This is a genomic window from Proteus terrae subsp. cibarius (genome assembly GCF_011045835.1).
Lineage (GTDB): Bacteria > Pseudomonadota > Gammaproteobacteria > Enterobacterales > Enterobacteriaceae > Proteus > Proteus cibarius.
This window is the reverse complement of the sequence record NZ_CP047349.1, coordinates 621,790-647,331: the sequence shown is the minus strand read 5'-3', so window position 1 is coordinate 647,331 and position 25,542 is coordinate 621,790. Positions and strand designations below refer to the sequence as shown.

At 37.8% G+C, this 25,542-nt stretch carries 15 protein-coding genes; 5 read left to right on the top strand and 10 right to left on the bottom strand.

Annotated elements, in window-relative coordinates; genetic code table 11:
- Window positions 1-56: 56 nt before the first annotated feature.
- The 8 genes from hybE to exbB form a co-directional block, all read right to left on the bottom strand.
- Window positions 57-551 carry a hydrogenase-2 assembly chaperone gene (gene hybE / locus GTH25_RS03010; RefSeq protein ID WP_075674245.1) on the bottom strand — a complete coding sequence of 165 codons (495 nt, stop codon included), beginning with the start codon at window positions 549-551 and terminating at the stop codon, window positions 57-59.
- Entirely contained in the window at window positions 548-1,036 is a 489-nt protein-coding gene (locus GTH25_RS03005) for a HyaD/HybD family hydrogenase maturation endopeptidase (protein WP_006535184.1), read from the bottom strand. Before GTH25_RS03005 ends, hybE begins: the two co-directional genes overlap by 4 nt.
- On the bottom strand, window positions 1,036-2,739 hold the full coding sequence (hybC, locus tag GTH25_RS03000) for a hydrogenase 2 large subunit (protein WP_075674246.1): 1,704 nt from the start codon (window positions 2,737-2,739) through the stop codon (window positions 1,036-1,038). The genes GTH25_RS03005 and hybC overlap by 1 nt, the downstream gene beginning before the upstream one ends.
- The gene (hybB, locus tag GTH25_RS02995) at window positions 2,736-3,917 is read right to left on the bottom strand and encodes a Ni/Fe-hydrogenase cytochrome b subunit (RefSeq protein WP_075674247.1); all 1,182 of its coding nucleotides are present in this window, start codon (window positions 3,915-3,917) and stop codon (window positions 2,736-2,738) included. Before hybB ends, hybC begins: the two co-directional genes overlap by 4 nt.
- Window positions 3,904-4,917 carry a hydrogenase 2 operon protein HybA gene (gene hybA, locus GTH25_RS02990; RefSeq protein ID WP_036911746.1) on the bottom strand — a complete coding sequence of 338 codons (1,014 nt, stop codon included), beginning with the start codon at window positions 4,915-4,917 and terminating at the stop codon, window positions 3,904-3,906. Before hybA ends, hybB begins: the two co-directional genes overlap by 14 nt.
- The gene (hybO, locus tag GTH25_RS02985) at window positions 4,914-6,038 is read right to left on the bottom strand and encodes a hydrogenase 2 small subunit (RefSeq protein WP_075674248.1); all 1,125 of its coding nucleotides are present in this window, start codon (window positions 6,036-6,038) and stop codon (window positions 4,914-4,916) included. The genes hybA and hybO overlap by 4 nt, the downstream gene beginning before the upstream one ends.
- A gap of 1,915 nt (window positions 6,039-7,953) precedes the next feature.
- Window positions 7,954-8,382, bottom strand: a complete 429-nt coding sequence (exbD, locus tag GTH25_RS02980; RefSeq protein ID WP_075674386.1) for a TonB system transport protein ExbD — start codon at window positions 8,380-8,382, stop codon at window positions 7,954-7,956.
- Between the two features lie 6 nt (window positions 8,383-8,388).
- Window positions 8,389-9,399: a tonB-system energizer ExbB gene (exbB, locus tag GTH25_RS02975; RefSeq protein ID WP_156733034.1), complete on the bottom strand. Its 1,011-nt coding sequence runs from the start codon at window positions 9,397-9,399 to the stop codon at window positions 8,389-8,391.
- Between the two features lie 330 nt (window positions 9,400-9,729).
- Between exbB and metC the strand changes: the two genes are divergently transcribed.
- Together metC and GTH25_RS02965 are read left to right on the top strand one after the other, a co-directional pair.
- Window positions 9,730-10,920: a cystathionine beta-lyase gene (gene metC, locus GTH25_RS02970; RefSeq protein WP_099659986.1), complete on the top strand. Its 1,191-nt coding sequence runs from the start codon at window positions 9,730-9,732 to the stop codon at window positions 10,918-10,920.
- Between the two features lie 125 nt (window positions 10,921-11,045).
- Window positions 11,046-11,714, top strand: coding sequence for a DedA family protein (locus tag GTH25_RS02965; RefSeq protein WP_075673720.1), 669 nt, complete (start codon window positions 11,046-11,048; stop codon window positions 11,712-11,714).
- A 168-nt stretch (window positions 11,715-11,882) separates the two neighbouring features.
- Here the strand turns inward: GTH25_RS02965 and GTH25_RS02960 are convergent, their stop codons facing one another.
- A complete protein-coding gene (locus GTH25_RS02960) occupies window positions 11,883-12,665 on the bottom strand; it encodes a class I SAM-dependent methyltransferase (protein ID WP_075673719.1) in 783 nt (260 codons plus the stop codon).
- A gap of 180 nt (window positions 12,666-12,845) precedes the next feature.
- Between GTH25_RS02960 and GTH25_RS02955 the strand changes: the two genes are divergently transcribed.
- The 3 genes from GTH25_RS02955 to GTH25_RS02945 all read left to right on the top strand — a co-directional run bounded on the left by GTH25_RS02955 (window position 12,846) and on the right by GTH25_RS02945 (window position 22,150).
- A complete protein-coding gene (locus GTH25_RS02955) occupies window positions 12,846-14,003 on the top strand; it encodes an iron-containing alcohol dehydrogenase (RefSeq protein ID WP_075673718.1) in 1,158 nt (385 codons plus the stop codon).
- Window positions 14,004-14,030: 27 nt separating this feature from the next.
- A complete protein-coding gene (gene dkgA, locus GTH25_RS02950) occupies window positions 14,031-14,861 on the top strand; it encodes a 2,5-didehydrogluconate reductase DkgA (RefSeq protein WP_075673717.1) in 831 nt (276 codons plus the stop codon).
- 212 nt (window positions 14,862-15,073) lie between these two features.
- Window positions 15,074-22,150, top strand: a complete 7,077-nt coding sequence (locus GTH25_RS02945; RefSeq protein WP_164530320.1) for an Ig-like domain-containing protein — start codon at window positions 15,074-15,076, stop codon at window positions 22,148-22,150.
- Between the two features lie 156 nt (window positions 22,151-22,306).
- Here GTH25_RS02945 and carB read toward each other — a convergent pair whose 3' ends face one another.
- Window positions 22,307-25,534 (bottom strand): carbamoyl-phosphate synthase large subunit, encoded by a 3,228-nt coding sequence (gene carB, locus GTH25_RS02940; RefSeq protein ID WP_075673715.1) that lies wholly within the window; start codon window positions 25,532-25,534, stop codon window positions 22,307-22,309.
- Between the last annotated feature and the right edge of the window lie 8 nt (window positions 25,535-25,542).

The following is a 25,542-nucleotide window of genomic DNA, read 5'->3' as shown; positions in this document are numbered from 1 at the left end:
ACTCCTGTACTATTCAATAAGAAGAATGTGACTCAGTGTCGCGTAAAATTTCTACACTATGATCTTAACTGACCACGGAAGAGAGAACGACGACTTAAATCAACTTCTGCTACGGATTGTGTCTGAACAGGAAGAGAAAGAGCCATTTTTACACTATTTTCAACCAACTCAACAGCATGTTCCGCTGCTAAATGTCTATCAAGTGGCGACATTAATGAACAAGCAAGATACTGCATACCACCCGCAAGCTCACCCACAACGAATTTAATCTGACCACAAGGTAATTCTAACCCTATGCGATCACCGACTTTTCGATGTGGCCATTCTTGTGAAGGCCCAGGGAAGACAACCAGTTCTAGCATCCAAGGCGTAAGAACAGCACCAATCCACTGATTTTCAAATAAAGTAAATCCACCTGCTTTTACAGGAACACCTTCGCGATAAAAAGGAAGCCCTTTCATCTCTTTTTCAGCGATTTCACTAAAACGTGTTTCAAGTTGCTCAACAGGCGGTTCATCATATCCTATGATATCCCAGCTTAATTCACTCATGCTGTTACCTCTTTAGGTGTGACAGAAATGCCATATTCACGCAAAATATTCACCACATGTTCTAGTGCAATTTCCATTGATTTCTCACCAATGTCAGACAGCGACATGCTTGGCTCTAACGATGCAGGTTCAATTCCCACTAAAATTAATTTACGTGGAAATTCATCTGTCATACGCAGTGCCATTAATACATCAGATAAACCTAGCTGATGAGGCGAGATCTTCTGTGTAAAAAGTGCCGGAACATCATCATCATGTAACACAAAAATACTGCCCGGTTCATGATTACTTCTTACCGCATCGGCAACAATCAGGAGGTCTCTTGCAGCGATATCTTGCAAAATTTCCATACCTGATGTGCCACCATCAATAACATCGACGTTCTCTGGTAAAGAGAAGCGCTCTTCGAGCGCTTCTACTATACGAACACCAATGCCTTCATCGCTTAGTAATAAATTACCAATACCTAAGACGAGAGTTCGCATTATAATACCTTCACCTTACTTAATTCTTTACCTGTTAAATCAACCATATGCACAGCACACGCCATACATGGGTCAAAGGAATGGATTGTTCTTACCACTTCTAATGGTTTTTTCGGATCAGCAACAGGTGTACCAACAAGTGATAACTCATAAGGACCCGGTTCATCATTAAAGTTACGAGGACCCGCATTCCATGTTGATGGAACAACTGCCTGATAGTTAGTGATTTTACCGTCTTTAAACACGATCCAGTGAGATAACATACCGCGAGAGGCTTCTTCAAAACCGACACCACGATACTCTTTACCTGGTTCAAACTCTGGTTTAATAAAGGCAGCTGTATCGCCACGACCAATATTATCAACCAGTGATTGCCACAAGAAGTTTAGAGAATCTTGTAACACACACGCATGAACAGTACGTCCAATTATGCGTCCCCAAGTTGACTCTAACTGCTCATTAACCAGCTTTTCACCCGTTAATTTAGTGTATATCCCATTGATTTCGTTATAGTGTTTAACAGTCCCTTCATGCTTACCTGCTAAACCACATACTAACCATGCTAACGTACCCACTTCGACAGGTTTGCCATAGAATGTAGGTGATTTAACCCATGAGTATTTTTCGTTCTCATCCCAACCTGTATATTTAGGACGAGTCAAACCTTCCCACGGTTTTAATGGTTCATCATCTTCATACCATGCGTGTTTACCACTTTCTTCGATACCGTCTTTCAGGTTTTCATCTTTCCAGTCTTTAATTGGACGATACGTTGAGAAATCAACGCCTTCCATATAACCACCAGACAATAAAAACTCAGTGTTATTACCGTTAATAGGTAATTCAGGTACAGATAAATAGTAGTTCGCACCTTTACCAATTTTTAGCCATTCAGGGTAATAAGCAGCAAAAATAGCAGTATCGACTTTATAAACTTGTTCAATAAAATCGCCAAGATTATCGATAAAGTGCTTCACATACATTAGACGTTCTAAGTTAAGAACACTTGGTGCATCAAGGTTAATCGGGTTAGCCACACCACCTACTGCCAAGTTTTGAATATGTGGTGTTTTACCACCAAGAACCGCAACGATACGGTTGGCATCACGCTGACATTCAAGTGCTTGCAGATAGTGAGCAACAGCAATCAAGTTAACTTCTGGTGGTAATTTCATGGCTGAATGCCCCCAGTAGCCATTAGCGAAAATACCTAACTGACCGCTGTCAACCAGACCTTGAATTTTTTTCTGAACCTTTCTGAACTCTTCAGCAGAGTTTAATTGCCACTGAGAAACGCCTTTTAGCATCGCTGACGCTTTTTCAGGATCGGCTTGTAACGCTGAAGTAATATCAACCCAGTCCATCGCAGAAAGCTGATAGAAGTGGACGATATGGTCATGAAGAATATGCGAAGCCAAAATAATGTTACGGATATACTGCGCATTGACAGGAATATCCATACCTAAGGCATCTTCAACAGCACGTACTGAGGCAATTGCGTGAACTGTCGTACAAACACCACAGATACGTTGCACGATAATCCATGCATCACGAGGATCGCTTCCTTTTAGGATCTCCTCCATTCCGCGCCACATGGTACCGGAAGACCAAGCCTTAACAACTTTTCCGTTATCAATTTCACAATCGACGCGTAAATGCCCTTCAATACGGGTAATAGGATCAATAGTAATGCGTTGGCTCATGATTTAACCTCAGCCTTTTTTAATTGTATATTTGAATCTGTTTGTGCAGGTAAAACCGGCAATAAACGGATAATAAGAATGTAAGCAGTTACTTCAAATGCAACGAAACCAATAGAAATCAGCAATTCGCTTGCTGTTGGGAAATAGTGGTAACCATTGCCAGGATTGTAAGCAACTAAAGAGTAGTTCATACGCCACATTGCTGCGCCAATTAAGATAAATACAGCACAAACAAACAGCATTTTTGGACTACGGCGGTTATTATTTAAATGCATCAAAATAAGAGGAAGCAATAACAATGCAGTTTCAGCAATGAATAACCACGAGAACATATCTCCATTTCCGATATAACTCAGTTTACCGTTCCAAATAACCTCGCCCCAACGGCATACCAAGAACGCAATCAATAACACTTCAATCACGCGTGTTAACTTGGTAAACAGTGGTGTTTCATCATCATTCATGGTGCGACTTGCTTTTAGCAAAGAGCCTTCAAAAATAACGATAGTAAAACCGAGGAGGAAAGCAGTTAACAGAGAAAACAGCGGTAACATCTCATAAGATTGCCACAGTGGATGTACTTTCCAACCCGCTGAAATCATTAATGATCCCATTGAGGATTGGTGCATGGTTGGCAGTAAAGCACCAAGACCAATAATAAAGAACATCGCTTTATTAAGACGTTTCAACGACACTTTCCAACCTAAACGTTCTAATAGCGCAGGTAAGAATTCTAATGCCATCACCATAATATAGATGGTCATACAGGTCGCTGTTTCAAACAACACTGAGTTAACGTTAAAGTATTGCGGCATAAAGAAGTGAGGCATGTTCCAATAACGACCAATATCAATAGCGATGGATAAACCACCTAATGAATAGCCGAACAAGCTCGCTAACAATGCAGGACGCACTAATGGGTGAAATTCCCCTTTATTAAAGACATAAACAGCCCATGCAAGTGCCCAACCACCACATGCAAAGCCTGTCCCTATCAATAAGTCAAAGGCAATCCAAATACCCCAAGGATATCCCCCATTCAGGTCAGAGACATCGCCCAGACCTAATACCAAACGCTTACCAATAAGAATAAAACCGAGCACAGCAAGCGGTAAAAATACTCTTACTGCTAGAGTAAATAACTTACCGCCAAGTGGACGAGGATCATGACTCGACATCGTTATCCTCCTTGTGGTGTTCCTGCTCTTGTTTTTTACTATTACGGTTAACCAAATAGGTGATCCCTGCAAGGGCTGCTATTGGTAATACCATGCCTTTATAAAGCGTATGTTGAATATGTTCAGAACGCGCACCCGTTGATAATGGTGCCACTTCTGGCATTCCTAAATTGTCGAAAGGAACCGCAGAAAGTACCATGACTTGCGTACCGCCACCTTCAAACTCACCATAGATATGATCTTGATATTCAGGAATTTTATGTAGATAAGTATCGCCACCACTAATGGTTTGTCGTGGGTAATGATATTCTTCACCCGCTTTTTTCGCTAAACGACGTTTTGCTTCTTCCAGCAACTCTTCGCGTGTACCGAAAATAACTGCACCAGTAGGGCAAACTTCAACACAGCCTGGTAATAAGCCTTTATCTAAACGCTCAACACCTTTTTGGTTACAAAGCTCACATTTATAGAGCTTACCAAATGGATCATCATAATCGTATTTTGGAATGTTATAAGGGCATCCCACCATACAGTAACGACAACCTGTACAGATATCCGCGTGATAATGAACAATACCGGTTTTTGGATCTTTGGTTAACGCAGAAACAGGACAAACAGAAACGCAGTTTGCATCAACACAATGCATACATTGTTTCTTAATAAAGGCATAACCGTTTTCCAGTTGGTCTTTATTTTCACCAGTACCATCACGCCAAATTTGAATAATGTTATTTGTGTAAGGACTTAATTTGTCATTGTTTGACCAAATCGGATCACCATTAGCGTAAGTATCACCACGCTCCATTGGCTCCGGGTGATTAATTTCCTGACATTTTGTGACACATGCTTGACAGCCTACACACAGTGTAGAGTCGTAGAGCATACCGAGAGACCCAGGAATTGGGGGACGGTTCTGCGCCGCAGCATGACTCGCAGTGGGTGCCATTCCCGCAAGGAGAACCCCACCTGATGCCAGCTTAAAGAAATGACGCCTATTCACCGTTTATCCTCCTGTGAGGCTCCTGTGGCATTCTTGTCACGGCCTAGTTGACGCACAGCCATCACACTGACACCCGCAACTGCACCCACGACAGCACCCAGTAAGCCAGCAGCACCATAAGAAACACCACCACCTTCTTTTGCATTAACATCAGGTACTTGTGCTTTTGGTGTTGGCTGGTAAACGTTCGCTAATTGGAAAATACCTTTAGTAAAGCCAATACCTTCTTCGTTACAACCATAGCAAGGGTGACCGATACCGACAGGCCAGATCCCACCACCGACATCGCAGAATTCTAATGTTGGGCAGTTACCATAAGTTTCAGGGCCTTTACAGCCTAAATGGTATAAACACCAGCCTTGACGATGACCTTCATCACCAAATTCTTTAGCAAAACGACCCGCATCGAAATGAGGACGACGTTCACAGTTTTCGTGAATTAAACGCTCATAAGCAAAAAGCGGTCTGTTTTTGCTATCTAACTTAGGCAATTTGTTGAAAGTAATAATATGTGCAACAGTTGCTAAGAAGTTATGTGGGTTTGGTGGACATCCTGGAATATTGATAACGGTTTTACCCGGTAAAATAGCTTCCAGTGATTTAGCGCCAGTTGGGTTACCCCCAGTAGCAGGTACACCGCCCCATGCAGAACATGAACCAATCGCAATAATCGCAGCAGCCCCTTCAGCGGCTTCTTTGATATGCTCAAGAATTGGTTTACCTGCAACCATACAGTAAACACCGCCATCTTTGTCTGGGATTGAACCGTCAACAACGAGGACGTACTTACCTTTATATTTCTCCATCGCATTGTGTTTATTTTCTTCAGCTTGATCACCAAAAGCTGCAGAAAGCACTTCGTGATATTCGAGTGCGATAACATCAAGAACGAGGTTTTCCAGAGTCGGGTGAGTTGCTCGTAATAAAGACTCCGTACACCCTGTACACTCCTGAGCACCAATCCAGATAACGGGTGGACGTTCAGGTGATGCCATTGCTTCAGACATTTCTGCGGCAGCTTTGCCGCTTAATCCCATGGTAGCTGACAGCGCAGCACACAATTTCATAAAATCGCGTCGGTTAATACCATGATGGGAAAAAACATTATTCCCCAAGGCCATATATCTCTCCTGATATGATGATTTTTAATTGGAATAATTTTAAAACACCGCCTTTTTAACACTCCGACACAATAATGACTTGATCATTATCAAGCGATAATTCATTAAAAAATAAATTATTCTTTTATGTGAGTAAAAACGTTTCAGCAATATAAGGTTTAATGCCTATTTTTTATATATTTCGTCATTTTAAATTTATTAAAACCCTATTTAACAATGATAAGGCAAATAGAAATAATTATCATTATCCTGATGGTGTGACAAAAGATATATTTTAAACTAATATAAATCAATACCTTACAAAAGGAATAAAAAACAAACAAATTATAAGACAATATATTTAAAATAATACAAAATTAATAATTCATTATTTCTAATTTCTAATTAAAATTATTAAAAATAAGTTCTAATATATTTTTTAATTATAATGATGACTCTTTTTTTCATATTATCAACCTTTATATTACATCACAAATAATGTTAAAAATTGCATTTCATAAACAAGAAATGATTACATTAATATATTTAATTTCAGCTTATTTTCATTACTCATTTAGCAACTCTTCTTTTGTTATTAATTTTTAATCGTCATGATAGTGTTTATTTTATAACCAAAAAACAACCTATTTTTCTTATCATTTTTCATATAGTTATAAGTATATTCGTTTTTGGAATAAGAAGTTCCCTTAGTATAAAACCGCTATAAAATTAAATACATATTGATATGTGACAACAATCAAAAACTAAGATCATTAATAATTACTAATCAGTACATAATGGCAATAATTTCATTAGGTTATTTTATAACATATCGAATTTATAACGAAATTAACGTAAATAAAATTTAATGTTAAATCCCTGTTGTTTTTGTGGATAAAAAAAATACAATTTATCGATAAATAGTCCCCAAATAGAGCCTATTTCTTTTTTTTGTGAGAATAGATAAAAGAAGTGGTCAGAAATCTAAAAATTTGAAAAATGCTTTGTTAACTATTTGTGTTTTTTAATCAGACAAAGCCCCCACTGATAGTAAGCAATAAAGTGGGAGTAAGCACAAAAATGGTACACAACAAAGCACAGACTCTGAAGATCTTGATTTAGGAACGATAGGAACGATAGGAACGATAAAATAATAAGAATACCGGATATAACAATCAAAATAAAAAAGCCATAACACCGAAATGTTATGGCTTCTAAATTTATTAAAATAATAAAATGCTATGTGTAGTTCTCTGCCTTTCACGCTTTATTTTACTCACTGCTTATCAAGGATAAGAAGTGATTTGAATAAGTAAATAAAATCTACTTACCTGAAATTGGAATGACTGAAAACAACGGTCTACCTGGTGCAATAAAAAAATAAGTACCCAAATACGGATAACTTAGATAATAAATAAATTAGGCGTTTTAACACGTTACAGAATATTTCAATTTGTAACGTGAATGCATTATATCCAATAAGATTTTTTGCGCAAGTTTTTTTACACTTAAATGAAACTTACATAAAGACATTATAAATCACAAGGTTATAGAAAAACTTAACTTTAAAAAGTTGATTTCAACAAATCTAAAAATGAAAAAAAATGGAGAGTTAATGAATATTAATGTTAAGAGAGTTCAAATAATAGTATCTACTTAGCATTAATTGATTCAGCCAACTATTACTCAATAAACTTAGTTAATTATTTATTCCGTAACTTAATCTATCTATAATTAATATTATTTAATACTAAAGTTAAATTTTATTCTAACTCAATTTTATTAATAATATTGATAACCACTAAAAATGGTAAAAATATAAACTCTGTTTCTTCCATACAATAAAAAAGCACTTTATTCATCATTTTACAACGACAAATAAAGTGCTTTTAAAATAGCGTAATAATACTTAGATAAATAGCTTATTTGCTAAATTTTAACCGCCTGTAGAGACCGTTTCCATTCCCACGAGTCCAACTTTGAGATAACCCGCTTTTCTTAGCGAATCCATGGCCGACATTAATGTTTCGTAATCAACCGTTTTATCCGCTTGGAAAAAGATTGTTGTCTCTTTGTTTGCTTGTGTCATGGTATCTAACACATTCGCCATCGTTTCATGAGTGACCATCTCTTCACCAATGAAAATTTGTTTATCTGACTTAATTGTTAAATAAACAGGCTTTTCAGGGCGAGGTTGTGGTTTTGCACTTGAAGCGGGTAAATTTACTTTTATATCAACAGTAGCTAAAGGTGCCGCCACCATAAAGATAATGAGCAGAACCAACATGACATCAATAAAAGGCGTCACATTGATATCATGCAATTCATTATCATCACCTGAATCATCACCAAGACGCATTGCCATAATTCATTACCTTGCTTTGCTGTTTTCGATATCTAAATCACGGCTGACTAATGTCACCACACCTGTTGCGATATCACCAATTTCACCACGATAACCCGCTATCATACGAGCAAAAATGTTATAGATAATAACCGCTGGAATTGCCGCAATCAGACCAATTGCAGTTGCTAATAGCGCTTCGGCAATACCTGGAGCAACAACGGCAAGGTTTGTCGTTTGAGAATGAGCAATACCGATAAAGCTATTCATGATCCCCCAAACTGTACCGAAAAGACCGATAAAAGGAGAAATTGCACCAATTGTGGCTAAGTAACCATTACCGCGACCTAATTCACGGATAATGGCTGCAACGCGACGTTCCATCCGCATTTCAACACGCTCTTTAATACCTGAAGCCACTTTACTTTCTTGAGAGTAAGTACGCTCTAATTCTGCATCATTAAAAAAATCAGCGGTTGCACTTTTATGACCAAATTTCTTGCTAATCGCTAACGCATCATTAAGTGATTTAGCTTCAACTAACTGAGCAGTCTCATTTCTTAAGCGACGACGCAGTGAAATCAAGTAGCTTCCTTTCGCGAAAAATAGTGCCCAAGTGACAATAGAGGCTAACAGTAAGCCAATCATGACACTCTTAACGACTAAGTCTGCATTACGGTACATACCCATTACAGATAAATCTTCAGCAAATCCACCACCAGCAACCATTTCAGGTTGTACCTCTGATGATGCATTTTCTGTCGCTAAAGGGACATTTTCTGAATTATCAGCCGTTGTTACAGGTGTATTTTCACCTTCTGGCTTAGCAGTTTCAGTGCCTACAGCTTTCACTTCATTACCCGCTGTTGAGACTGTAGTAGAAGTAGCAGTTGCTGGTGTGGCTGTTCCCTGTGTAGAAGCTGTTGAAGAAACGGCAGCAGTAGTTGGCTGTTCAGTTGGTGTGGCAGGAGTCGTATCCGCAAAAGCAGAGCCTGTCAGACCGATTGCCAATAGAATAGAAGCTGTCAAATTACGCATCAGTTGGCCTTTTACTCTCTTTTTTATCTATTTATTTATTCAGTAATGGCATCGTTGCGCCACTACTTACCCAAAATCGTTCGCTTACAATCATCCTGTTTGCCATCAGGAAAGAGAAAACGCTCAAATGATATCAAACATGAAGCATTTTGATAGTAATTATCATTACTATTTGGCTATTTTTTTTTCATTTGTCGATTTTTAAGACAAATTATCGTTATTTCACGTAACGTGAAATTTTATCAACTACCCTGTAAGCCTTTTGTACTTATCCAAAAAATGAATTAACTTGGGGGTAAACACACCATCAATTAAAAGAAGGTATTAAGGATGACGCTAAAAAAACAAGAAACCTCACTCCTCCTTTCTGGTCGAGCTAAAAAATATTCTCAAGGCGCAGTAAACCCAATTATACAACGAACATCATCTGTTATTTTTGATTCCGTTGCACAAAAACGTGAAGCAACAAAAAAACGGGCTAAAGGTACGCTTTTTTATGGTCGCCGAGGCACAACTACCCATTTTGCCTTACAAGAAGCATTAACTGAATTAGAGCAAGGTGCTGGCTGCGCACTATTTCCTTCAGGTGCAGCGGCGATTACGCAATCTATACTCGCATTTGTTGAGCAAGGCTCTCATATTCTTGTTACAGGTTCTGCCTACGATCCAACACAAAATTTTTGTGATCAGATCTTACGTAAATTCTCAGTCACAACGACCTACTTTGATCCTTTAATCGGCAAAGAGATCAGCCAATTGCTACGTCCTGAAACAAAAATTGTTTTTCTTGAATCTCCAGGATCAATCACGATGGAAATTCACGACCTACAAGGAATAGTCAATTCAGTTCGCCAATATAACCCTGAAATCATTATTATGATTGATAACACTTGGGCGGCAGGACTACTGCTTAAACCACTGACATTAGGTGTCGACATTTCAATTCAATCTGCCACAAAATATATTAATGGTCACTCTGATGGCATGCTGGGTTTTGCTGTGGCTAATGAACGCTGTTGGGAGCAGTTACGAGAGAATACCTATTTATTAGGTCAATGTGTTGATCCTGATACGGCTTATATGACAGCAAGAGGATTAAGAACACTGCCTGTAAGAATGAAGCAACACGAACAAAGTGCATTAGAAGTCGCTCGCTGGTTAAAACAACATCCTTTAGTTGATAATGTTTATCACCCTGCATTAGCTTCTTGTCTAGGACATGAATATTTTCAACGTGATTTCTCAGGTAGTAACGGCTTATTTTCTTTTAGTTTAAAGAAAATCTTAACACCTGAAGAATTTGCGCATTTCTTAGATAACTTTTCATTATTTAAGATGGCATTTTCATGGGGAGGATTTGAATCTTTAATTTTAGGTTATCAACCTAATGATATTAAAGCGATGCGCCAATATGAAACTCAGCCAACATTTACCGGAACACTATTTCGCATTCATATTGGATTAGAAAATGTAGATGACCTTATTGAAGATCTAGAGCAGGCGTTTTTACGTATTTCTTAATAAAGAATGAATTTTTTATTAAAAAAAATCTATCCCTGTGGCTCCACAGGGATTAAATCAAACTGTTCTCTTTATTTTGCGTTAGAATAGCGAACATAAAGTCCTTTTTTAATGCGAGTTCGCTGATGGGTACATTAAAAGAGATAATTCACGCACTCATGCAACACGATTATATGGTGTTGGCTAATCCTAATGTGCTGTGGGTTATCTATATTGTTCTTTTTGTTATTATTATGCTGGAAAACGGGGTATTACCCGCCGCATTTTTACCAGGAGATACACTGCTTATTCTTTGCGGTGCCTTAATTGCAAAAGGTGTTTTACACTTTTTCCCGACTATCATTATATTAGGCACTGCCGCTAGTATTGGGAGTTGGCTCGGCTTTTTACAAGGTCGCTGGCTAAGTGATACGAAGGTAGTTAAACGTTGGATGGCTCAATTACCAGAGCAATATCACCATAAGGCAAATGATCTCTTCCATCGCCAAGGTTTATATGCGCTATTATTGGGTCGTTTTATTGGATTCGTACGTACATTATTACCTACCTTGGCAGGTTTATCTGAATTAAAGCAACGTCGCTTTCAACTATTTAACTGGTTAAGTGGCTTCTTATGGGTAGGGATTATTGTTTCTTTAGGTTATGTGCTAAACCTTATTCCATTTGTACAAAAGCATGAAACACTTGTCATGAATATCTTGATGACATTACCGGTATTGCTTTTAAGTGCAGGTTTAATTGGCTCGATTGTGATGTATATTCGCCATCGTAAAAATAGCACCAGCAGTAAGTAATTAAAAAAACACGCCATTATTTAGATCAAAAAATAATGGCGTGTTTTATGTATTATCTGATACTGCAATAAAAGTTCAGTTGTTCATTGTCTTATCTCCACATCAATTAATATCTGACTAAAATCCCATTTATATTAATCACAATCATATTCTTCCTAGCTCTAGCTTTTAAAGCTTAATGGCTTTTGACGCAAGAAACGTTGGGATATAACTATCAACTAAGAAACGAGCATGGGGAGCAAAATCTTCTACAAAATCCTGCAATAAAAAACCCGCTTTTAATTGCCCGCCAATAAGATCAGTCAAAGAGTGTCCAAAGACCAGTCCATCACCTCTTGCGACTTTTTCTTGCAGAATATCCGAAGGTAATGAGCCTTGATCGCTATAAGGTAAGCGGTAAATTGGCCTCATTAATCCCTGTGAACGTAATTGCGGATCTCTATCATCAACAAATACAACAGGATTATAAAAGCTCGCCATTAGCACACCGCCTTTTTTCAAAACACGGTAACACTCTTGCCAAACAGGATTTACATCCGGTACATATAGATTTGAAATAGGGTGAAAAATAATATCAAAACTTTCATCAACAAATGCGGTTAAATCAGCCATATCACCCTGTGCTGTTACCAAATCTAGCTGATGCTTTTGTGCCAATTGGCAATCTTTGTCTAATTGACCTTCTGATAAATCAAACACGGTCACAATGCCACCCGCAGCCGCCAAGATAGGCGCTTGTTGCCCACCAGCAGAAGCTAAACAGAGTATTTTTTTACCTTTAATATCCGCTAACCATTCGTTCTTTACAGGACTTGGTGTTAAATGTACTTTCCAGTCACCTTGCTTTGCAGCGATAATTTCTTCATCACTCACAGGCTTAGACCACTGATTTTCCATTGCGGCTTGTTTATCCCAATGCTCTTGGTTTAATGTTAAATAATGACTTTCCATATTACTCCTTATAAATTAACTACAATTTGAATTGCTGTAGTCACTAAGAGAAATAATTCATCTCTTATTTCTACAACCTTGTAGTTATAGGTATGTCAGACTATCTAGTCTAGGCACAATGGAAAACTTTCTCCTGATTAATTGTCAGACTTCAGAACATCGAATTAAGGTGGAAACAAAATGCAAAACTTTACTTATTACTCGCCCACTCGCCTTCATTTTGGTCAAGGACAAATAGATAAACTTCGTTCTGAAATTGGAAAAAATGAAAGAATTCTACTGACTTATGGCGGTGGCAGCATTAAGCGCAATGGCGTATTAGACCAGATTTATACGGCACTTCCAGGCTATCAAATTCATGAGTTTAGTGGCATTGAACCAAACCCATCTTATGAAACACTTATGAAAGCGGTTTCTTATGCCAGATATCACGGTATCACGCATTTATTAGCTGTGGGTGGCGGTTCCGTTATTGATGGCACAAAATTTATTGCAGCTGCGATACCTTATCATGGTGAACCTTGGGAAATCGTAACCAGTCGCGGTAAAGTGGTCGAAAAAGCAATACCGTTAAGCTGTGTATTAACACTTCCAGCAACAGGAACAGAAACCAACAGCTTCTCTGTTATCAGCAAAAAACAGACAATGGATAAACAAAGCTTTGCCAGCCCTCATGTTTACCCTCACTGCGCTATTTTAGATCCAACAACTACTTATTCTTTACCACCAAGACAAACTGCCAACGGTGTTGTTGATGCTTTTATTCATATATTAGAGCAATATCTCACTTATCCTGTGAATGCTCGTGTACAAGATGAATATGCAGAAGGCCTTTTACGTATTTTGATTGATCAAGGGCCAAAAGCGCTGACGTCACCTACAGACTATGATATCCGTGCTAATATAATGTGGACAGCATCACAAGCGCTAAATGGTATCCTTGGTGTTGGTGTTCCTCAAGATTGGGCTACGCATGCATTAGGTCACGAACTCACTGCTTTACACGGACTTGATCATGCACAAACTCTCGCCATCGTTTTACCTGCATTATTAAATGAAAAACGTCAGGCTAAATATGGCAAGTTAATCCAATATGCACAAAAAGTTTGGGGTATAAACCAAGGTTCAGATGCTTTTAAAATTGAAACTGCGATTAATGAAACTCGAAAATTCTTTGAATTAATGGGACTTAGAACTCGACTGGCTGATTTCAAAATTGGTGAAGAAGATATTCCTGCATTAGTGCGAAAGTTGGAAGAGCATGGACAAATTGCACTGGGTGAGCATCAAGATATCACCTTAGAAGTCAGTCAACGTATTTATACAGCGGCACTCTAAGTACTTTTTGCGACTCTGGAGATAGAAATGGATAAACCTAAACTGATCAAATTATCTGATGGAAATACCATACCACAACTTGGTCTTGGTGTTTGGAAAGCAGATAATCATCAAGTTGTTAAAGCTATTCATCACGCACTTGATACAGGCTATCGCCTTTTTGATACCGCTGCGATTTATCATAATGAAGAAGGTGTGGGTAAAGCCTTAAAACAGATCACAGTTCCTCGTGATGAACTTTTTATCACAACAAAATTATGGAATAACGATCAGACTCATGCCCGTGGTGCCGTATTAGAAAGCCTCCAGCGTTTGCAACTTGATTATATTGATCTTTATTTAATGCATTGGCCAGTACCTTCACGAGAACTTTATGTTGAAGCTTGGAAGCAAATGATTATTTTGCAAAAAGAAGGATTAGTAAAAAGCATAGGTGTCTGTAATTTTAAAGAAGAGCATCTGGAACGGATCATTACTGAAACGGGTGTAACACCTGTTATTAATCAGATTGAAATTCATCCTTTGATGCAACAAGCTCCATTAAGAGCATGGAACACAACACATAATATTGTCACTGAATCCTGGAGCCCACTAGCACAAGGTGGCGAAGGTGTCTTTGATCAACCTATTATTCAAAAATTGGCTGAAAAATATCATAAAACTCCAGCACAAATTGTTTTACGCTGGCATTTAGATAGTGGACTTGTGGTTATTCCGAAATCAGTTACCCCTTCTCGTATTGAAGAAAACTTCCATATTTTTGATTTTAAATTAGAAAAAGAAGAAGTAGCTGAAATTACCGTTCTTGAGCAGAAAAAACGTTTAGGCCCTGATCCTGACATTTTTGTTGATATCTAATTTTTACGTTTCAATAAAATGGCCAATAGAATTTATTTTCTATTGGCCATTCTGTAACAAAATATCCCCCCCCTCGTTTTACTCTCAATTTTATTTTTTTGATCTTAATTTTTTATATGTCTATAAATTAATTAATTCACGTTCACTTTCTGATATCTAATACATCTATAAATACGAGAATCTCACCATTATTTGTTACGGTGAGTTTAAAAATGACAAAATTTAAAAGTGGACTAACGCCACAACTTTCTTCTATTACAAAGAAAGTTGCTTGGTTTAATATCTTTATTCAATTAGCATTTCCTATCTCGGCAACACTCCCTGCCAACGTTTTCGCAAAAGAGAATAGCCAAGAAAAACAAACTATTAATTTGGTACAAAAAAGAAATACTTATCAGGTTAAAAAAGATGACACGCCTGAATCAATTGCGAAAAAATTTAATATAAAATTATTTAGGCTTATTGAGGCTAATCCTGATTATGTTTCTTTAGTCGGTAAATTAAAAATAAAAGAAGGTATTACTCTTAATATACCTAATGAGCCTTTGCCAACAAAAAAATGGCTAAATAGCCATCAAGACAGCTCTATTCCAACCACAAACGAGCAAGAGCTTGCACAAATTATTGTTACTAACTCATCTTTGTTAAATAAAGATACTGATGCAACACAATATGCAATAAGCCAAATATCAAGCAAAGCCAATCAACAAATAGAACAATGGTTAAAACAATTTGGTCATGCTCAAGTTTCACTTTCAACAGATAAAAAATTCACCTTAGAAGGAAGCTCTGCTGATCTTCTTATCCCACTCTATGATAGTGAAAAGAATTTAGTTTTTTCTCAAACCAGTTATCACCGTAAAGATTCTCGTAGCCAATTAAACCAAGGTATTGGTTACCGACATTTTACTGATAAGTTTATGGTGGGTCTTAATGCTTTTTATGATTACGATTTAAGTCGATATCATAGTCGCTTTGGGGTTGGTGCTGAAATATGGAGAGACTATTTTAAATTCAGTGTAAACCACTATCACCGTCTATCTAACTGGCGTACTTCTGACGATGTCATGGATTATAATGCGCGTCCAGCTAATGGTTGGGATATCAGAACAGAAGGCTACCTGCCCGCTTATCCACAATTAGGCGCAAAGCTTATTTTTGAACAATATTACGGAAAAGAAGTCGGTTTATTTGGCAAAGATAATCGCCAAGAAAATCCTCACGCTTATACCGCAGGACTCACTTATACGCCAGTGCCTTTAATTACCTTCGGTGCTGAACGTCGTTTTAGTTTAAATGATAATAGTGATAATAAGTTTGATGTAAATATCCAATATCGCCTTGGAGAGTCCCTCTCTTCACAACTTAATCCAGATAATGTCCGTGCAACGCGTTTAATGTCAGGAAATCGCTATGATTTCGTAAATAGGAACAACGATATTGTTCTTGAATATCAGAAGAAAACCTTAGTATTCCTGTCTATCACACCGACAATTAATGGCTACGCAAAAGAAGAAAAAGATTTAGGTGTGCAAATTCGCTCTAAATATCCCGTTAAGCAAATTGAATGGTCTGCGAGTCGCTTAATCGCTAATGGCGGTAAGATCCAACATAATAATAATCTTAGCTACTCAATCATTCTTCCTCGCCATATTGTGGGTTCATCTGAAAAAAACAGCTACACAGTAAGCGCCGTTGCGATTGATGAACAAGGTAATCGTTCTGATCCAGTACAGAGTAAAATCACCGTCGATCAGTCTGCAATTAATACACAAAATAGCCAATTTACGCCAAAAACAACAAAACTACCTGCCGACAATCATTCTGCACAAAATTTGACTTTATCAATTCTTGATAATGATAAGCTTCCAGTTGATATCGATGTAAAAGAACTTTCATTAGATGTTCAATCTGATGCTTCTGCTGGTAATAGTTGGGTTTCAAGTTTTAGTCGAATTGATACAGGAAAATATCAAGTCACCATCACGGCTGGAAGTACACCTGAAATTGTGACATTAACGCCAAAATTCAGAGATAACACCTTTAATCAGGCAAAAATCACTTTTGTGGCTGATACGCATTCCGCCATTATTGCTAAAGGTGGATTAACCGTAATTAAAAATCACGCACCAGCCGATGGTAAAAGCCAAAATAAAATTCAAGTTATCGTAACAGACATTAATGCTAATAGAATTCCTAACTATCCCGTTTCTTTTACTGCTGATAACGGTGCAACGATTATTGCGCAAGCGAACACAGACGCTGAAGGTAAAATTATTGTTCCAATTACCAATATGCATATTGGTAAAAGCATCATAAATGTCAGTGTTAAAGATATTACCTATTCAACTAATGTTGATTTTATTGCCGATATTAACTCAGCAAGAATAAATACTTTCACCATTAATCCCAATAGTTCATTTGCTAATGGAATAGATGAAAAAACAATTGCTTTCAATATCATTGATAAAAATAATAATCCTGTTCCCAATGCTAAAATTAAATTATCCGCAGATAATCAATCTCAACTTAAAGAAACAGAATTATTAACGGATAATCAAGGTAATGCATCAACCACCATGACCAGCAAAATGGCAGGCACCGTCACTGTGATCGCGCAGGTCAATAATATTTCGACACAAAAGACCACGCATTTTACGGCCGACCTATCCAACGGTAAAATTATTTCCGTAACACCATCCGCACCACCTTATATTGCTGATGGTAAAACAGCCGTAACATTTACCGCCGTCGTTGAAGATAAAAATCACAATATATTACCGAATGCAAAAGTGATTTGGTCTACTAATCGTGATCCACACATTGTTTCTATTAATGAAATTTCAACAACAGATAAGCAAGGTGTTGCACAAACAACCGTGACTAGCACTCAAGCCTTAGAGGTTATTGTTACTGCAAGTATCAGTAATGGATCATTCGACGCATTACCCATTACTTTTATTGCCAATAATCAACAGGGCTTAATTACCTTAACGTCCAATAAAACCCAATTGATTGCAAATGATAAAGAGCAAGCGATAATAACCGCGATAGTAAAAGATAAATTTGGTAATAAATTACCTAACGTCACCGTTGAATGGCAATCTAATGCCTCAACCACACTCGATAAACAAAAGAGTGTGACCGATAATCAAGGGCAGACAACCAATCAGATTCGAACCACAAAAGCGGGTGCAACAGAAATTATTGCCACGCTTTCAAATAAAGAGAAAGCGCAAGTTACACTCACCGCTATTGCCGATCCGAATAGTGCCAATATTGCCTTAACGACCGTCAATAACAAAACAGAAGCCATTGCAGATAATAATGATACGATTACCTTAATGGCACATGTCACAGATGCTAAAAATAATCCGTTAATAAAACAATCTGTATTCTGGCATTCAACTCATAATGTATTGAGTGAGAATATAGCAAAAACCGATAATAATGGTGATGTACAAGTTGTAATCAAAGGGATTGAAGCACAACCTACAACGGTCACAGCTACACTGGAAAATAGCCAAAGTGCCACACAAAACCTTCGTTTTCTTGCGGGTAAAGTGAATACTCCACAAAGTACATTTTTGATTGAACCTCAATCTATCGTGGCAAATGGCACTTCCTTCGCAACAGGGACAATTACTCTAAAAGATAAATTTGGTAATCCTGTTCCAAGACAGGATAAATTTATTGCACTTTCTGGTGATAACAACACCATTAAATTTAGCGTACTCAAAGAAATCGATACTGGCGTTTATCAAACAACCATCAATGGTAAACAGGAAGGTATTAGTCTTATTCATGTTCAATATGTGAATAATGGTAACAACGTTAAGCTAACTCAGCCCCTTGGTTTTATTGCTGACAAGCAAAATGCCATGATCAATGCGGTTAATGTTATCGCCCCTTTTGATGTCACCGCCAATGGTACTGATAAAGTCATTATTCGCGCAAAAGTTGTTGATAAACAAGGCAATCCAAGCATGGAAGGCATTGCTGTGGGTTGGTTAACCTCATTAGGCAAACTTTCGTTACCTATCAGCAAAACAGATAAAAATGGGATTGCAGAAATTACCTTAAGTAGTACACAAGCGGGCGTAGCACAAGTTACAGCGATGCTAGATAGTCAACAATCCCTTGATGCTGACCATCTGATAAACTTTAACACTGATGTAATTTCTGCCGATAAGTCTCAGCTATCACTTATCCCTAACACCATTATTTCTGAAACGGACCGTTCTCAAATTACTTTAACGCTAAAAGATAAATACGATAATTTATTAACAGGGTTAAAGGACAAAATCAGCGTTAACTACAGTACTGATTTAACCGCAACTACAACGGCATTTAATGAAATTTCAATGGGGGTTTATCAAGCTCAAGTTAGTGCGTTGAAAGCAGGTCAAACAACAATCAGTACCAAAATAAATTCAGTGACACTTAAACAAACTGCACTATTGACGGTTCTACCTAATAACCAGACAGCCAAAGTCGATAAGTTTGTGATAAGTAACACACAACCTCATGCAGGTGACACCATTACTTATCATGCTTATCTTAGCGATAAAAATGACAATCCGCTTAATAGTGGTGTTAGCGTGACATGGACAACCGATAAAGATAGCTTACTTGCTAAACCACTGACATTTACAGACAGTAAAGGTATTGCTGAAGTTGAATTAACACGTAATCCTGCAGGTATTGCTAAAGTTAATGCCGTATTAATTTCAGGTCGTTATCCTGCTCCTGACATCAATTTTGTGGCTGATGATGTTGATGAGAACAGTTCAGAAATCAATTTAGTACCTGCAACAATCATTGCTAATGGCACAGATAAAACATTACTCACTTTAACGATTAAAGATAAAGGCGGTAATATTTTGCCAGATCAGCAAGTTGAAGGGATCGCTAATAACTCAACTATTCAGTTTAGTCCTGCTAAACAAACTTCTCCGGGCCATTATGAAATTGAAGCAACAGGTACAAAATCAGGTACGGCACAATTAAGTGTTAAAGTTAATGGTGTTGATTTCAAAAAACAAAAAACCTTACAACTGCGTGCTGATGCAACAACCTGGCAAGTAAAATCTGTCAATGTCGATAGAGCAAGCATGATTGCTGGTGATAAAGGCGTTAATTATCAAGCAACTATTGTTGATGCCAATGACAATATACTGCCTAACGTTATTGTGTCATGGAAGTTGCAAGGCTTAGCTGATGACTATGACTTTAGTACCTATACAGATACTCACGGTATCGCAAGAACCAAAGTCACCAGCTCTGTTGCGGGTATATTAAAAATGAGTGCGTATCTTGATTTAAATAATCATAAGCCAATTCAAGATGTCACCGTAAAACCAGCAGATATTGATGCCAATAAATCAACCTTTAGTAGTAGCCGTCAATCAATCGGTGGTGATAATAAAGATAGTGCCCTACTCACTGTGCATTTAATGGATAAATACAGTAATACTATTGATGGTAAAACTGTTTCGATAAAAACAACCCGTGGTAAGCCTAATTTTAGTGATAATCCGCTAACTTCATTAGGCAAAGGTAAATATCAAACCAATCTTACTTCTAATGTTAAAACAGATATTATTTTAACGGCTGAAGCAGAAGGATTAACCATTGCAAAACCACTGACTATTAAAGTAACCATCCCTAAACCAGATATTATTTTTGATAAACAAATCCAGCAAGAGACCTACGCTTCAGCACCTATCAACGCACTAGGTTATACGGGATTACCAAAGAACATTAATCTGATGTGGTCTAGTTCCGATCCCGCTATTGCCTCTATTGATACAACTAGTGGTAATATTTCGATGAAAAAAGCAGGTACGGTCATTATTACACTACAAACAGCAGGTAATGCTCAATATCAGCCGGCTCAAAGTAGTTATCCTTTGGTGATTGAGAAAGCGGATGTCGGACTAGTCGCCAAAGAATCTCATTTAAGCTCAATTTGGAATGATAATATTACACAACAAGTGATGCTTTTATATACCAATAAAGACGCTACAAACAACCCACCACCTAAACAATTTGTCAATTATAAACAAGCTATAATAACAGTCGATGAACAAGGAAAAATTACACCAATAAAACCAGGTGATACAAACATTACCGTATTATCTCAAGCAACAGAACAATTTAAATCATCAAGTACAGTCATTAATTACACACAAGATAAAGGTACAATAAATTATCATTTTAAAAATTCAGATGAAACATTAATTGTTGATGCATTGTCAAGTGGCGTATTGACTGCTCAGGCACCTATTCCTCCACTGCCTACTGGTATTAATGCTATTTGGAGTAGTAGTAATCCAAGTGCTGTAGAAGTGACTTCGAAAGGTGCGATCACCCACTTAGGTATCGGAAAAGCCACACTCACATTATCAATTAAAGATGATGTTTATTATCATGATAACCATAATAGTTATAATATTACGGTAAAACCTGCACCTTATATTACGATTGATTCACTAAAATTTAAGTCTGCCGGTAGAGAGATGATTGCTTCAAATACTAACTATTTATCTTGGCAACCTGTTTACATCTCAGATAATAAAATTACTGTTAATTGGAGTTCATCAGAAACACCTCACGCTATTAACTTTGAGCTGTATGATGAAAAAAATAATTTGATTCAATTAGAGGAAAGACAAAATTATAGCCCTAAAAACAATATATCTACTCCTGTTATTTTCTCTCCAGGTGAATCTTATATTAATAAGCCACAAAATTTGAAATTAAAAGTGATCACATTTGATTTAAATAATAAATCTTATCCTAAAGAATATAACATTGCGGTTAAATCTATTTCTGCACAAACGGCTGCAAATTTATTTTTAATTCATCTTAATTCTCAATTTTTATATACAGATAGTGGTAGTTCAGCATCATCTTGCCAAGATGCGATGGGAACAAGCGCGATACACTTTACAGTAATACCTAGAGTTGAATTTAAAGGTGATACTAAAAATTTACTTTATCCAATCAGGTTAACTGCGAAAATAGATAGTATAACGTTAAATTCATCGAATCTATCACAAGGAATAATTAATCAAAACGTAGTTTATCCAGATGATTTTACCTTGAATAAAACATCGTTGAATAATTATGAATTTAAGGCAACATCATCACAATATGCTATTGATAAAGAATGTAAGATTACAGACTCAGGTGATGGTGTATTTAAACTGACTATAGATGTATATGGAAACAAACAAGAAATAACTAATAAATTTAACTGGAATGGCTTTAACGGCGCCCATTAATAAACAAATAAATTAGATTCAAGCCACATTATTTTTAATAATAATGTGGCTTTTTTTTCATGGAATTTTCTTTTTTTTAATAGTGATAGAAAAACAAAAAAATCCCGAATACAAGTTTCCTCTTATTCGGGATCATTATTACGACAACAAATAAACTTAAGCCTTTCTTATCTTTTCGTGCATTTCTTGAACTGAAATAACACTCGCCGTCGGATCGGCTGTTAAGGACAGTGTTGTTGCAAATCCACCATTTAACGTCGTGTCATAATGGACTTTATATCTTAATGCACTGCGACGAATAATTTTAGAATCTTCAATGGCTTGACGACCAGATGTGGTATTAACAATATAGTCGTATTCACCATTTTTAATTCTATCTTCAATATGTGGTCGGCCTTCATGCACTTTATTGACTAAGCGAGGATTTATTCCCGCTTCGCCTAATACAATGGCTGTACCATGTGTAGCATCTAATTCAAATCCACTTTTTAGCAATTTCGTCGCCAAATCAACAACTCGCTTTTTATCACCTTCACGTACAGAAAGAAGTGCTCTACCTTTTTTCTTCATGGTAGAACTGCTGCCTAACATCGCTTTAGCAAAGGCTTGAGCAAAGGTTGTTCCAACGCCCATAACTTCGCCTGTTGAACGCATTTCAGGCCCTAAAATCGGATCAACACCCGCAAACTTATTGAAAGGCAAAACGACTTCTTTTACAGAGTAATAAGGCGGAATAACTTCTTTTGTTACACCTTGTTCTTCAAGACTTTGACCAATCATTACGCGTGCAGCGACTTTTGCTAATGGTACGCCAGTGGCTTTTGACACAAAAGGTACGGTACGAGCTGCACGAGGATTAACTTCAATAAGATAAACATCATCACCTTTCACCGCGAATTGTGCATTCATTAACCCTTTTACACCTAATTCAAAAGCAAGTTCACGAACTTGTTTACGCATCACATCTTGAATTTCTTTGCTTAGGGTATAAGCAGGCAAGGAGCAAGCCGAGTCACCAGAGTGAACACCTGCTTGTTCGATATGCTCCATAATGCCACCAATCACGACTTGTTTACCGTCACAAATCGCATCAATATCAACTTCAATCGCATCATCAAGAAAACGGTCTAATAAGACAGGTGCGTCATTTGACACACTGACTGCAGTTTGGAAATAACGACGTAAATCAACTTCGTCATAAACAATTTCCATTGCACGTCCGCCAAGTACATAAGAAGGACGAACCACCAGTGGATACCCAATCAGTTGTGCTTTCTCTACAGCTTCTTCTAACGCGGTTACAGTGGCATTTTCAGGCTGTTTAAGCCCTAATTTATCAACAGCTTTTTGGAAACGTTCACGATCTTCTGCTTTATCAATAGCATCTGGTGTTGTCCCAATCACTGGTACACCTTCTGTTTCTAACGCTCGGGCTAATTTTAATGGTGTCTGTCCACCATATTGCACGATCACCCCTTTCGGTCTTTCGATACGTACAATTTCAAGCACATCTTCTAACGTAACAGGTTCAAAATAGAGTCTGTCAGAGGTGTCATAATCCGTTGAAACCGTTTCAGGGTTACAGTTCACCATGATGGTTTCGTAACCGTCTTCACGCAACGCAAGAGCCGCATGAACACAGCAATAATCAAATTCAATCCCTTGCCCTATACGATTTGGTCCACCACCTAAAATCATCACTTTAGGTTTATCTTGATGTGGATTTGCCTCGCACTCTTCTTCATAAGTTGAGTACATATAAGCCGTATCAGTAGCAAATTCTGCCGCACAAGTATCAACACGTTTATAAACAGGATGTAGCTGATATTGCTCACGTAATTGGCGAATGGCATGCTCTTTTACGTTAAGTATTTTAGCTAGGCGTGCATCAGCAAAGCCTTTACGTTTTAACTGACGCAAGAAATCAGCGCTTAATCCTTTGATACCGACTTCACTCACTTTTTCTTCAAGACGAACGATTTCTTCAATTTGAACTAAGAACCAGCGGTCAATATTGGTGAGATTAAATACACCATCAACAGATAATCCTGCGCGGAAAGCATCTGCGATATACCAAATTCTGTCTGAGCCAGCTTCTTTCAGCTCACGGCGAATTTTCGTTAATGCTTCAGGGTCGTCTAAATCGACTTTAGGATCAAAACCTGTTGCCCCCACTTCAAGACCGCGTAATGCTTTTTGTAAGGACTCTTGTTGTGTTCTACCAATCGCCATCACTTCGCCAACAGATTTCATTTGTGTTGTTAATCTGTCATTTGTTCCTGCAAATTTTTCAAAGTTAAAGCGAGGGATTTTTGTCACAACATAATCAATGGATGGTTCGAAAGAGGCTGGTGTTCTCCCGCCAGTGATATCATTCATCAGCTCATCAAGGGTATAACCTACCGCTAATTTTGCAGCAACTTTCGCAATTGGGAAACCAGTTGCTTTAGAGGCAAGCGCGGATGAACGCGAAACACGAGGATTCATTTCGATAACAATCAAGCGCCCTGTTTTTGGATCAACGGCAAACTGAACGTTAGAACCGCCAGTTTCAACACCGATTTCACGTAATACCGCCATCGAGGCATTACGCATAATTTGATACTCTTTGTCGGTAAGGGTTTGTGCTGGCGCAACGGTAATGGAATCCCCCGTATGAATTCCCATTGCATCGAAGTTTTCGATAGAACAGACGATAATGCAGTTGTCGTTTTTATCGCGCACAACTTCCATTTCGTACTCTTTCCAACCAATCAACGATTCATCAATTAATAATTCATTGGTTGGTGATAAATCTAAACCGCGAATACAGATTTCTTCGAATTCTTCGCGATTATAGGCGATCCCACCACCTGTTCCGCCCATTGTGAATGAAGGGCGAATAATACATGGAAAACCAACTTGTTCAGCAACAGCAAAAGCTTCATCGAGGCTATGTGCAATACCTGAACGCGCAGTATCTAAACCGATTTTTTTCATCGCTTTATCAAAGCGTTGTCTATCTTCTGCTTTATCAATTGCATCAGCTGTTGCACCAATCATGGTGACACCAAACTCAGCTAAAACACCTTGGCGCTCTAACTCTAGCGCGCAGTTCAGTGCAGTTTGCCCCCCCATTGTCGGTAATACCGCATCAGGGCGCTCTTTTTCAATAATTTTTCTCACAACTTGCCAGTGAATAGGCTCGATGTACGTTGCATCGGCCATTTCAGGATCGGTCATAATGGTTGCAGGATTTGAATTTACCAAAACAACTCGATATCCCTCTTCACGTAGGGCTTTACATGCTTGAGCACCTGAATAATCAAATTCACACGCTTGCCCAATAACAATCGGCCCAGCACCTAAAATCAGGATTGTTTTGATATCTGTTCTTTTAGCCATTTTCTTTC

Excerpts from the sequence above, each read along its gene's own strand:
- GTH25_RS03005 (WP_006535184.1), bottom strand. The coding sequence starts at position 1,036 with ATGCGAACTCTCGTCTTAGGTATTGGTAATTTATTACTAAGCGATGAA.
- hybO (WP_075674248.1), bottom strand. The coding sequence starts at position 6,038 with ATGGCCTTGGGGAATAATGTTTTTTCCCATCATGGTATTAACCGACGC.
- hybE (WP_075674245.1), bottom strand. The coding sequence starts at position 551 with ATGAGTGAATTAAGCTGGGATATCATAGGATATGATGAACCGCCTGTT.
- GTH25_RS02965 (WP_075673720.1), top strand. The coding sequence starts at position 11,046 with ATGGGTACATTAAAAGAGATAATTCACGCACTCATGCAACACGATTAT.
- GTH25_RS02960 (WP_075673719.1), bottom strand. The coding sequence starts at position 12,665 with ATGGAAAGTCATTATTTAACATTAAACCAAGAGCATTGGGATAAACAA.
- carB (WP_075673715.1), bottom strand. The coding sequence starts at position 25,534 with ATGGCTAAAAGAACAGATATCAAAACAATCCTGATTTTAGGTGCTGGG.
- dkgA (WP_075673717.1), top strand. The coding sequence starts at position 14,031 with ATGGATAAACCTAAACTGATCAAATTATCTGATGGAAATACCATACCA.
- hybB (WP_075674247.1), bottom strand. The coding sequence starts at position 3,917 with ATGTCGAGTCATGATCCTCGTCCACTTGGCGGTAAGTTATTTACTCTA.
- metC (WP_099659986.1), top strand. The coding sequence starts at position 9,730 with ATGACGCTAAAAAAACAAGAAACCTCACTCCTCCTTTCTGGTCGAGCT.
- exbD (WP_075674386.1), bottom strand. The coding sequence starts at position 8,382 with ATGGCAATGCGTCTTGGTGATGATTCAGGTGATGATAATGAATTGCAT.
- exbB (WP_156733034.1), bottom strand. The coding sequence starts at position 9,399 with ATGCGTAATTTGACAGCTTCTATTCTATTGGCAATCGGTCTGACAGGC.
- GTH25_RS02945 (WP_164530320.1), top strand. The coding sequence starts at position 15,074 with ATGACAAAATTTAAAAGTGGACTAACGCCACAACTTTCTTCTATTACA.
- hybC (WP_075674246.1), bottom strand. The coding sequence starts at position 2,739 with ATGAGCCAACGCATTACTATTGATCCTATTACCCGTATTGAAGGGCAT.
- GTH25_RS02955 (WP_075673718.1), top strand. The coding sequence starts at position 12,846 with ATGCAAAACTTTACTTATTACTCGCCCACTCGCCTTCATTTTGGTCAA.